This window comes from Rhodococcus sp. P3_B8 (genome assembly GCF_056402775.1).
This window is the reverse complement of the sequence record NZ_JBFUGT010000209.1, coordinates 1-11,319: the sequence shown is the minus strand read 5'-3', so window position 1 is coordinate 11,319 and position 11,319 is coordinate 1. Positions and strand designations below refer to the sequence as shown.

The 11,319-nt window shown below is 66.6% G+C and carries 11 protein-coding genes; 7 read left to right on the top strand and 4 right to left on the bottom strand.

Features of this window, described 5'->3' with window-relative positions; translation table 11 throughout:
• Nucleotides 1-176 precede the first annotated feature (176 nt).
• Both AC1D1G_RS33600 and AC1D1G_RS33595 read right to left on the bottom strand, forming a co-directional pair.
• A complete protein-coding gene (locus AC1D1G_RS33600) occupies nt 177-1,493 on the bottom strand; it encodes an MFS transporter (protein WP_477955450.1) in 1,317 nt (438 codons plus the stop codon).
• Nucleotides 1,490-2,734 carry a M20 metallopeptidase family protein gene (locus tag AC1D1G_RS33595; protein WP_477955448.1) on the bottom strand — a complete coding sequence of 415 codons (1,245 nt, stop codon included), beginning with the start codon at nt 2,732-2,734 and terminating at the stop codon, nt 1,490-1,492. Before AC1D1G_RS33595 ends, AC1D1G_RS33600 begins: the two co-directional genes overlap by 4 nt.
• A gap of 128 nt (nt 2,735-2,862) precedes the next feature.
• On the opposite strand from AC1D1G_RS33595, the gene AC1D1G_RS33590 reads away from it, so the two are divergent.
• Both AC1D1G_RS33590 and AC1D1G_RS33585 read left to right on the top strand, forming a co-directional pair.
• Nucleotides 2,863-3,882: an Lrp/AsnC family transcriptional regulator gene (locus AC1D1G_RS33590; RefSeq protein WP_477955447.1), complete on the top strand. Its 1,020-nt coding sequence runs from the start codon at nt 2,863-2,865 to the stop codon at nt 3,880-3,882.
• A gap of 41 nt (nt 3,883-3,923) precedes the next feature.
• Nucleotides 3,924-4,463: a DinB family protein gene (locus AC1D1G_RS33585; RefSeq protein WP_477955446.1), complete on the top strand. Its 540-nt coding sequence runs from the start codon at nt 3,924-3,926 to the stop codon at nt 4,461-4,463.
• 1 nt (nt 4,464) lies between these two features.
• Here AC1D1G_RS33585 and AC1D1G_RS33580 read toward each other — a convergent pair whose 3' ends face one another.
• Nucleotides 4,465-5,226, bottom strand: a complete 762-nt coding sequence (locus AC1D1G_RS33580; protein ID WP_477955445.1) for a class I SAM-dependent methyltransferase — start codon at nt 5,224-5,226, stop codon at nt 4,465-4,467.
• Nucleotides 5,227-5,309: 83 nt separating this feature from the next.
• On the opposite strand from AC1D1G_RS33580, the gene AC1D1G_RS33575 reads away from it, so the two are divergent.
• On the top strand, nt 5,310-5,651 hold the full coding sequence (locus AC1D1G_RS33575; RefSeq protein WP_280780563.1) for a TraR/DksA family transcriptional regulator: 342 nt from the start codon (nt 5,310-5,312) through the stop codon (nt 5,649-5,651).
• Here the strand turns inward: AC1D1G_RS33575 and AC1D1G_RS33570 are convergent.
• Entirely contained in the window at nt 5,648-5,932 is a 285-nt protein-coding gene (locus tag AC1D1G_RS33570; RefSeq protein WP_477955442.1) for an ANTAR domain-containing protein, read from the bottom strand. The two genes, AC1D1G_RS33575 and AC1D1G_RS33570, sit on opposite strands and share 4 nt — an antisense overlap.
• A 359-nt stretch (nt 5,933-6,291) precedes the next feature.
• Between AC1D1G_RS33570 and AC1D1G_RS33565 the strand changes: the two genes are divergently transcribed.
• The 4 genes from AC1D1G_RS33565 to AC1D1G_RS33550 form a co-directional block, all read left to right on the top strand.
• Nucleotides 6,292-6,510, top strand: a complete 219-nt coding sequence (locus tag AC1D1G_RS33565) for a ferredoxin (RefSeq protein WP_105417863.1) — start codon at nt 6,292-6,294, stop codon at nt 6,508-6,510.
• Complete coding sequence (locus tag AC1D1G_RS33560) at nt 6,500-7,864, top strand: NAD(P)/FAD-dependent oxidoreductase (protein WP_477955441.1); 1,365 nt, start codon at nt 6,500-6,502, stop codon at nt 7,862-7,864. Before AC1D1G_RS33565 ends, AC1D1G_RS33560 begins: the two co-directional genes overlap by 11 nt.
• A gap of 14 nt (nt 7,865-7,878) precedes the next feature.
• Entirely contained in the window at nt 7,879-9,090 is a 1,212-nt protein-coding gene (locus tag AC1D1G_RS33555) for a cytochrome P450 (protein ID WP_477955440.1), read from the top strand.
• A 1,152-nt stretch (nt 9,091-10,242) separates the two neighbouring features.
• Nucleotides 10,243-11,319 (top strand): LLM class flavin-dependent oxidoreductase (locus AC1D1G_RS33550; RefSeq protein WP_477955439.1); only part of this gene is annotated, 1,077 nt, incomplete at its 3' end.

The window sequence follows — 11,319 nt, the reverse complement described above, 5'->3', positions numbered from 1 at the left end:
CCTCTACTGGCAGGGCGATCGTGTCGTCGTGATGATCGACGACACGACCGTCCGCACTCTTACACTCGACAGGACCACGCGTTACCAGAAACTGTCCTCAAAGTCCTGAGACATATCTGTCCTCCAAGTCCTGAGACATGACAGCGTGCGGGAGCACACTTTGCCACTCACGTGCGCTACGTCTGGGACGCGAGATCCCGTCCCCGGGTCTCCGGGATCGTAAACAGTGCGGCGATCGAGACCGCGACCAGCGCGAGCGCGTACCACTCGAACAGTTCCGGCGTACCGCGGTCGGCGAAGAACGTCTGGACGTATGCGGCCGTCCCGCCGAACGCTGCCACACCGATCGAGTACGGCACTCCGACACCGGCGGCACGTAATCCGGTCGGGAACAGTTCGGCCATCATCGCGGGCATCACGGACAGGATCGCGCCCATCACGAACAGGGCGATCGCCATCGCGATGAACAGCGTGACCGCACTGTGCCCGATCATGGCGTTGAGCGGGAACAGCAGGGCAGCGATACCGACGTTGCCGATGTACAGCACCGGTTTGCGTCCGATCCGATCCGACAACGAACCCCAGAACGGCAGCGACGCAATCAGTACGAGGTTCGCGCCGACCCCCGCCCACAAAGCGCCGGACGGATCGATGCCCCGGACGGTGATCGCGTACGCCGGCGCCGACACGGCCCACACGTAGTAGACGACGGTGCCGCCGACCGTGAAGAACAGGATCTGGAACACCTGCCGCCGGTGCGCCAGGAACAGCTGCCACATCGACTGCTTCGCCGTCTCGTCACCCGACTCCTCGTAGACTTCGGTCTCCTTCATCCGGGACCGCATCCACAGCACGAACAGCCCGAGCACGCCGCCCAGCAGGAACGGCACCCGCCATCCCCAGTCGGCCATCTGCTCCGAACTCAGCGTCGTCGTGAGCAGTGCGCCGAGAAGCGTGCCGACGACGACTCCGGTGGTGTTGGAGATGTAGATGAGACTCGACCACAGTCCACGCCGGGCCGTCGGCGCGAATTCGACGATGTAGGTCTGCGCGGAGGGCAATTCACCGCCGTGCGCGACGCCCTGCGCGAGGCGCGCCACGACGAGGACCACCGCCGCCGCGACACCGATCGTCTGATGGGTCGGGGTCAGACCGATGATCAGGCTGCCGACCGCGGCCAGTCCGACGGCGAGCGTCATCGACAGCTTGCGTCCCCGCCGATCCGACAGCCAGCCGAACAGCAGACCGCCGAACGGCCTGGCGACGAATCCGACGGCGAAGACGCCGAACGACGCGAGCAGGTCGGAGACCGCGGAGCCGGTGTGGAAGAACTGCGGGGCGAAGAACGCGGCGAACGTCGCGTAGACGGTCCAGTCGAAGTACTCGATCCCGTTGCCCGTGCCCACGCCGACGATCGCGCGGGCCTTCTCCCAGCGCTCGGATCTCTGCTGGACGGTGTTCACGGTCCCGCTCTCGGTGGCGATCTCGGTCATCGTGCGTCGCTCCCCGCCGCCACAGCAGCATTGTCGGACCGGGCCTTGTCCAGCCGTCGAACGGCCAGTCCGGCGTAGATGGCGGCGGCGTCGGCGAGCACCGCGTCGTCGAATTGCGCTCGGGGCGAATGGTTCATGGGAGCGGCAGCGGGATCGGCGCCGGGCATGCACGCGCCCAGTCCGATGAACGCACCGGGCACTTCCTGCAGCACGTAGGAGAAGTCCTCGGACCCGGCCATCGGGTGCGTGACCGTCTCGTATCGGTCCTCGCCCATGAGGTCGCTGACCACTTCGGCACCGAACGCGACCTCGTCGACGTCGTTGATCGTCATCGGGAACTCCGGGGCCACGGTGACGTCGACCTCGACCCGTTGCGCGGACGCCACCCCCTCGAGCACCCGGCGCAGCGCCGCCGGCACCTTCTCGTACGTGGCGGGCGAATAGCACCGGACCGTCGCTTCGAACCGCGCATCGTCGGGGATGATGTTGTGCCGCGACCCGGCCTGCACGTTCGCGACCGTCACCACGACGGGATCGAACACGTCGAACGTCCGGGTGATCATCGTCTGCAGCGACGTGATCATCTCGGCCATCGCGGTGATCGGATCCCGGGCGGTCGACGGGGACGATCCGTGTCCACCCGCCCCGCGCACCGTGACGGTCAGCTTGTACGACGCCGCGAGCAGCGTCCCCGCCTTGGAGAAGAATCGCCCCTGCGGCTTCTGGCAGGAGAAGACGTGCATGCCGTAGGCGGTGTCGGCGCGGCGGCCGGCGACGTCGAGGACACCCTCGTCCACCATCACCTTGGCGCCGTCCCACCCCTCCTCACCGGGCTGGAACATCAGGACGACGTCGCCCGCCAACTGGTCGCGATGACGGCTGAGCAATTGCGCGGCGCCGACCAGCGCGGCGGTGTGCAGGTCGTGCCCGCACCCGTGCATGGCGCCGTTCTGTGCCGCGAAGTCGAGTCCGGTCTGTTCGGTGACCGGGAGTCCGTCCATGTCGGCGCGCAGCAGCACCGTCTGCGCGGCGTCGATCGAGCGCCTGCCGCCGCGAAGCACCGCGGTCACCGACGTCGTGTTCGTTCCCGTCGAGATCTCGAGCGGCAGGCCGGCCAACGCCTCGAGGACACGTTCCTGCGTGCGCGGCAGGTTCAGTCCGACCTCCGGTTCGCGGTGCAGCACGCGACGCAACTGCACGAGGTCGCCCTGGAGGGCGCGGGCGTCGTCCACGAGATTCATTGCTCTCCCTTATGTCGGTGGTCACTTTCTCGACCGAATGCGTCGGTGGTCATATGCTGTGATCCGCGCAGCGACGGACCGCCGAGATCGTCGAAAACGATCATCTGCGCCGATTGAGGGAAGGTTTTATGAGCGAAACGCTGACAGAATCCGAGCTTTCGCTCATTCATGCACTGCAGATCCGTCCACGCGCAACGTGGTCCGAGCTCGCCCCGATCCTGCGGACGACGTCCGCGACGCTGGCGAGGCGGTGGGAGTCGATCACCGAACGCGGACTGGCCTGGATCACCGCGTACCCCGCGCCGATGACGGGCGCCGGTGCGTTCACCGCCATGATCGAGGTGACGTGCGATCTCAGCGGCACGAAGGCACTGGTCGAGGCGCTCACCCGGGACCCGCGGGTGGCGTCGATCGAACATGCGGCGCGCGGGCGGGACCTCATCCTGACGGTGCAGACGGGATCCCTGCACGAATTGTCGGACCTGGTGCTCGAGGAATTGCCCCGCCACCCGATCGTCAATTCGACCCGGACCCACACGTGCACCGCACTCCACGCGGAGGGCAGCCGCTGGCGCCTCGATTCCCTGGACACGGCACAGTCCGCCGCGATCGCCGCACTGGAGAACACCCCTCCGCAGTCCGGATCGGCTCGGCCGGAAAGCCTGACCGACGAGGTCGCCCGCGCGCTCGTCCGCGAACTCACCCGGAACGGCCGGGCATCCGCGCGCGAGATCGCCTCGGTCATCGACCGGCCCGCGTCGTCGGTTCGCAGGCAGCTGGCGGGGTTGCTGCGCTCCCGGGCCGTGGTGCTGCGCTGCGACGTGGCCCAGGACGCGACGCGGTGGCCCATCACCGTCACGTGGTGGTGTCGCCTGCCCGTGCGTGCACACCGGGAAGTCGTCGAGATCGTCAACGCCCGGCCCGAACTGAGGTTGTGCATGTCGCTCACCGGGCCCGCGAACTTCCTCGTCAGCATGTGGGTGCCTTCGCTGCCCGACCTGTTGCGGGTGCAGGAGTGGCTGGAGAGCCGGGCCCCCAGCCTCGAGATCATCGACTCGTCGGTGACGCTCCGGTCCCGGAAGCGGATGGGGTGGGAACTCGACACCCACGGCCGCGCGACCGGTTATGTCACCGTGCACGGCAACTGACCGCTACGGTCGAATGCGCATCATCGGACCGGCTGGAGCAGGTGATCACCGTGACCTCTACCGCGAAATCGTCGACTACCGGCGAGCGCGCCGACTTGCTGGAGTCGCTGGCGAAACACCGCTACTTCCTCCGCTACACCGTCCGGGACCTCACCGACGAACAGGCGGCCCAGCGCACGACGGCGAGCGAACTGTGCCTGGGCGGACTCGTCAAACACGTGTCGGACGTCGAATGGGTGTGGGCCGACTTCATCGTGCGCGGCACCGACGCTGTGCGTGGCGGTCCCGCGGACGGCACCGGCGCCGACGATCGCGAGAAGGAGTTCACCCTCCGCGACGACGAGACGCTGGCCGACGTCCTCGACCGCTACGCGAAGGTGGCGCACCGGACCGACGAGATCGTGGCCTCGCTGCCCGACCTCGACATCTCGCATCCGCTGCCGAAGGCGCCGTGGTTCGAACCGGGATCACGCTGGTCCGCGCGCCGGGTCCTGCTCCACATCATCGGGGAGACCGCCCAGCACGCCGGGCACGCCGACATCATCAGGGAGGCTCTCGACGGGTCGAAGTCGATGGGCTGAGTCAGCCGCGTTTGCGGGCCTCGATGAGGAAGCGGGTCGAGTGGGCCACGAACGGCCCCTCCGCCTCGATCAGGTCGTGCAGTTCCCGCAGACGTTCGCGGCACTCCGCGACGGTGAAGCCGGGCACCATCCAGATCACTTTGCGCAGGAAGTAGATGACGGCGCCGATGTCGAAGAACTCGATCCGCAGAGATTCGAAGCGGAGATCGACGACGTCGAGACCGGCGGCCTGCGCGTCCGCACTCTCGTCCTCGTAGTGGCGGCCGCGCCGCACCGTCTCCGGTTGCGGCCCCAGGAAGTACTCGACGAGTTCGAAGACACTCGCATGCCCGACGTGCTGCGAGAAGTACGTGCCTCCGGGTCGCAGGACGCGGGCGATTTCGTCCCACCACACCGTCGCGGGATGCCTGCTCGTCACTAGGTCGAAGGCGCCGTCGGCGAACGGCAGCGGCGGTTCGTCCGCGTCGGCCACCACGACCGCACCGAGCGGATGCAGCAGCGCCGTGGCCTTCGCGACGTTGGGCGGCCACGATTCCGTCGCCACCATCACGGGAGGCATCGTCGTTGCACCGGCGAGGACCTCCCCTCCCCCGGTCTGGATGTCCAGAGCGGCGTCCGCGCGCGCGAGGCGTTCACCCATCAGACGCTGATACCCCCACGACGGCCGCTGTTCGGTGGCCCGGCCGTCCAGCCAGGAGAAATCCCAGCCGTCCACCGACACGGATTCCGCCTCGGCCACCAACTCCTCGAATGTGCGTGCCATGCCGGGAAGCCTGTCAGAAAGTCCCGGATCGATCGAGCGGATTATCGGGGAAGCACCGGGCCCTCGCCGATGTTGATCCAGGCATGACCGTGCCGGAACACCGCACCCGAATCGCCGAGGAACGCGCCGATGCCGAACGCCGCATCGCCTCGCTGACCGGCCGTTTCACCGCAATTGTGGAGGGGTCGGAATTCACCACGGACGACGACGAACACGACCCCGAGGGCTCGACGATCGCCTTCGAACGGGCCCAGGTGTCGGCTCTACTGGCAGACGCGAGGCGCGAGGTCGAGGACCTGGCGGCGGCGCAGCAGCGACTCGACCGTGGGACGTACGGTCTCTGCATTCGGTGCGGTCTGCCGATTGCCGATGTGCGACTCGACGCGCTGCCTGCCGCGCAGACCTGTATCGACTGCGCCGGTTAGCCGGCGTCGCCGGGCAGGAGGGCTCCCCATTCCCGGGTGGCCACGTCCCGTGCCCGTCGATGGTCGTCGGCGTCGGGGTGCACGCCGTCGGCGAGGTCGGCGAGAGCTTCCGCCAGATCCCCGACATCGACCTGATGCCGCATGGAGGAGTCGAGTAGTTCGTCGAAGGCCTGGTCCGCGCTGTACGAGCTACCGCGCGCGGTGGTCAGGATCTGTACTGCAGCGTCCAAAGCGGACAGGTGCCGTGTCGCGCGGGTGTCGCGGTGAGCTTCGATCGTCAATCTTCCGCCTCTGAGGTGTCGCCACTGGGCGTTGCCGGTCTCTTGTCATCACATCACATCACGATCCGGACGTCCGTGTTGCCGAATCGAGACCGTGTCCGAAAGTTGTTTCTCGCCAGCAGGATACGAACTCCGGCAAGATACTTGTAACTCGCGTTACTACTCCAGGGTTCTACCCGTCGGTAGGGGGCGGGCGGCACGACATTTCTGAATGGCTCCAGAACAGCGGATCGAAACCGAACAGACTGGCCGTTCCGCAATACTGGTTTCCGGGTGGAGGCCCTCCGCCCGACGCGATCGGACGGCCGTGCGCCGCGCAGTCCTGTGGACCCGTGTGACCAGAACTGTTCAGAATCGGGATGATTGACGTGAAACTCGTCGTCGACCTCAATCGGTGCCAGGGCTACGCGCAGTGCGTGTTCCTCGCACCCGGCGTCTTCACCCTGCACGGAGAAGAGGCTCTTCTCTACGACGCGGGCCCCACCGACGACGAACGCGACCACGTGGCGCAAGCCGCCGCCGCGTGCCCGGTGCATGCCATCACCACGGACATCCCCGACCGACACAATGGGCAGTGACGTGCGGATCGTCATCGTCGGAGCGTCGCTCGCGGGCCTGCGCGCCGCGGAGGCACTGCGGGGGCAGGGCTTCGACGGTTCCCTCACCCTGATCGGCGACGAACCCTACGAGCCGTACGACAGGCCCCCGCTGTCGAAGGCCGTGCTCCTCGGAATCATGCCGCCCGACCACGCGGCGCTGCCCTTCCGCCCGGACCTCGACGCGCAGTGGCGGCTCGGCGTGCGGGCCACCAGTCTCGATCTGGAGCACAACCGGGTGGTTCTCAGCGACGGCGACACCGTCGAGTTCGACAAGGTGCTGATCGCGACCGGCGTCCGCGCCAGGCCGTGGTCGAATTCGTCCGAGGCCGCACTCGACGGCGTCTTCACCATCCGAACCTGCGACGACTCACGCCGGCTGAACGAGCGACTGTCCGCCGGACCACGTCATGTCCTGGTGATCGGGGCCGGGTTCACCGGCTCGGAGATCGCGTCGGTGTGCCGGGAGCGCGGGCTGTCTGTGACGGTCACCGAACGCGGCCCGGCACCGCTGGTCGGCGCGCTCGGCGGAGTGGTGGCGGCGGTCGCGGCCGACATGCAACGCGACCACGGCGTCGACCTGCGCACCGGGGTCACGGTGACCGGGCTCGACGGGGACGGCAACGGGCAGCTGTGCCGTGCGCATCTGTCGGACGGGACCACACTCGACGTCGACGTGGCGATCGTCGCGCAGGGCAGTATCCGCAACACCGACTGGCTGTTCGGCTCCGGCCTCGCCGCCGGGCCCCGCGGAGTCACGTGCGACGCCGGTTGCCGGGCGTTCGACATCAACGGCATCGTCACCGACAACGTGTTCGTCGCCGGCGACGTTGCGCGGCAACCGCATCCGCTCTACGACTACCAGCTGCTGGCATTGGAGCACTGGGGTAACGCGATCGGTCAGGCCGAGGTGGCGGCGCACAACATGATCCACGACGGTCTCCGCCGGCGGCCGCACCTCGAGATTCCGGCGTTCTGGTCCAGCCAGTTCGGCGTCAACATCAAGTCCGTGGGCATCCCCACCTACTCCGATCAGGTGGTGATCACGCAGGGGTCCGTCGCCGACCGGCGTTTCGTGGCGGCATACGGCTTCCGCGGACGCGTCACGGCCGCTGTGGCGTTCAATCAGGGTAAGTGGCTCGACTTCTACCGGGGACTGATCGAGTCTGCCGCGGCGTTTCCCCCCGACTTCGATGTCATGGACCGGGCGGAGCCGTTCGAGGTGCGTGCGTCGGAGTTGCCGGACCCGGCCGTTCTCAGCCACGGCCCCACCGTCGCGGTGACCGGCCATCTGCCCACCGAACGTCGCGTCGAGTTCGTCTCGCTACCGAAGTAACAGGGAGAGTGTCCATGTCGCGTGCGCAGCTGTTCCAGCGGATCACCGACCAGGCGAGCCGGCCGAATCCGTATCCGCTGTACGAGGAACTTCGTGAGACTCGGGTGGCGCCGCAGGACAACGGTTCCTACCTCGTCGGACGGTACTACGACGTGAAGGCACTCCTGCACGACCCGCGGATCAGCTCCGACCTGCACAACCGTGGTGCGGGACTCCCCGGATCGGATCGTGCCGGCGACGGGCCGGAGTCCTTCCTCAAACTCGATCCGCCCGAGCACGATCGACTACGCAGACTGACGACGCGGCAGTTCGGTCCGCCGCACAGCCCCGACCGAATCGACTCCATGCGTGGCGAACTCGCCGCACTCGTCACGAAGCTGGTCGACGGGCTGGACGGTAAGGAGCGCATCGACATCGTCGACGACTTCGCGTACCCCTTCCCCGTCACCGTGATCTGCCGACTACTCGGGGTGCCCCACGAGGAGGAACCCCGGTTCCACGCCTGGGCCGACGCGTTGGTGGCAGCCATCGACCCGCGGCGTGCCAGCGCCGACAACGATCAGGTGAAGGTGGCGCAGAAGGCTCAGATGGAGATGGCCATGTTCATGGCGGGCCTCATCGAGGACCGTCGCCGCGAACCCGGTGACGACATGGTGTCGGGGCTTGCCAACGATTCGGGGCCCGACGGTCAGTTGAACACCGTCGAGTTGGTCACCAACTCCATCCTGCTGTTCATCGCCGGGCACGAGACCACCGTCAACCTCATCACCAACGGCATGCTGACCTTGCTGCGCAATCCCGACGTTCTCGAACGTCTTCGCGCCGAACCGCAGTTGATGCCGCAGGCCGTGGAGGAACTGCTCCGCTTCGAACCGCCCGTGCATCTCCTGGGCCAGCGCACGCCGATCGTGGACATCGAAATCGACGGTGTCACCGTCCCGAAGGGTTCGCCCCTCGTACTGGCATTGGCATCGGCCAATCGTGATCCCGAACGCTTCGTCGACGCCGACAAGTTCGTCCCCGACCGCACGGACAACCAGCACGTCGGTCTGGGCAGCGGCATCCACAGTTGCTTCGGCGCACCCCTCGCCCGCCTCGAGGGGCAGATGGCGCTCGCCGAACTCATCCGCCGCCTCCCCAATCCGCGCCTCGTCGAGGACCCGCCGCCCTACCGGCCCAACCCGGTGCTGCGAGGTCCGCGGCACCTGCTGGTGGACTGTGGGTGACGGGGCTTACCGAGAACTACGCGAGAATTCCGTCGATAAGGATGCTCGCGCCGAGCGCAGTTCCGAACACGTGCTGTAACGCGAGTACCGGTCATCGATCGCGTTGGCGACGGTGGAACCCCTGTAACTGTCAGGGCGAGCAGTTCGAACATCAACTTGGTGCGGGTCGACGAGGGAGGTGTCGGCCCGCATCCCATTTCCATTGGCGAGTACCTTTACCAGCGCAAGTATCTGTACGAAGCGACCGGGTTACCGCAAACCCGAAACCTGCCGCTGATCGCCGAGTGGCCGAGGACGGACTCGAACCCGCGACCACGCACCTGGTGCTTCCGGACCAGTCAGAACTCGCCGCCGCGATCAATCCTCTGCCTTGGTGGAATCTGACGACCGTTGGTGGACCGATGACCGGACCTCGTCTATAGCCGGTCAAAGCAGAGGGCTGGCCGCTCTCGATCCGTTGTTTCCGCACAGTGAACTCGCCCTCCGAAATCTTGGCCAACCCCGGCACAGTGGGACCGGCCGCCCATCCGCCGTCGACGGTGGATGGGTAGATGCCGACGCCGGATTGAGAATGTCGCGGTCTGTCCTGCCCCCTATAGGCCATCGGAGTGCCATGCTGCATCCGATTCGTCACGATCGCCGCGCCCCGCTCCACTCAGTCAGTATCCTTGCCAGTCAACCCAACCCGGCAAAGGAATCGCCCACCGTAGCCGGCCACCGAGCCAGGACCGATCGACGGTCACCGATAGCGCACCCTATGCGGCGTCACTCAGGAGAACCGCTTCAGTGATGTCCAAATGTAATCCTCGGAGGAGCGCAAAACTGTGCGGCGCCGCCCAGCTGAAGGGTGCGACGTGTCGGTGACCGGGTTGGCTTCAGTCTTTCGAGGGTCTAACGACCAGTGACATCGAGGGCTGACTGGAGGACGATCAAAACGACCGGTCTCGTCTTGGCTGGTCACGGAGACACGATTCGTTTGGCCGGTGGCGGATCATGCCCCGATGGACTACCGCAAACTCGGGACGGCGGGTGTCTGCGAATGCGAAAAGTGTCGCACCGGCTCCGGCGCGTGCCCCCTCGTGGTGCAGCAAGAAGACCGCACCTCGAGTCAGAAGCGTGGCAATGCGAACGGACGCTCGAGAAGGACCTGCCATGAACGGCTTCAGAACCGGGCTGATGGACGGTGCACTGCACGTTCGATTCGCCCCCGATTTGCTGCTCCGAACTACCCGACAGATTGCCGCCGCTGGTGGGGCAGACTCGATGTGGATACCCGATCACCTCAACGGCGTGTTTCCGTCGTCAATCTGGAACCCGAAATACCTCGGCGTGGCCAAACTCGCGCCGCGAGCGGACGCAATCTACGAACCCTGGACCACCCTGGGCTACATCGCCGCACAGAACCGGATCACCCGGCTGAGACTCGGCGTGGGGGTTACCGACGCCGGAAGGCGAAACCCCGCCGTGACGGCGCAGGCCGCCGCCACACTTCATCACCTCAGCCGCGGGCGGACCATCCTCGGTATCGGCCCCGGCGAACGTGAAGGCAACGAACCGTACGGGGTTGACTGGGCGAAGCCGGTAGCACGATTCGACGAGGCGATCGCAACCATCCGCGCCCTGTGGGACTCGGGCGGCGCGCCGGTGACCCGGGAATCGCAATTCTTCCCGCTCCATGACGCTGTGTTCGACGTCCCGCCGCACAAGGGCGGATGGCCGGAGATCTGGGTCGCGGCGCACGGCCCGCGGATGCTGGGCATCGCCGGCAGGTACGCCGACGCCTGGTTCCCCTCCTATCCGCAGCAGCCGAAGCAGTACTCCGAAAAGCTCGCCGTGATCAGGTCGGCGGCAGAGGGCGCCGGACGCGATCCGTTGGCCATTACGCCGGCGGTGTTGTTCTTCGTTTTGACCGCGAGCAGCAGCGCACAGGTCGACGAGATGGTCGGATCGACTACGGCCCGGGCATTCGCACTGTCCGCATCCGCCGAGGTGTGGGCACGCCACGGCGTCGAGCACCCGATGGGCCCTACATTTTCCGGTATCCAAGACTTGCTGCCGCAGACCATCGATGAACACACCGCCCTCAGCTATGTCGAACGTGTGCCGCCGTCGTTGGTCCGTGAAACGTGTCTAGCCGGGACCCCGTCGGAAATACTCGATCAACTGAGCGAATGGCGCGACCACGGCGTCCGATACGCCGTCATTGCCAATATCAGCCCATATCAGCCC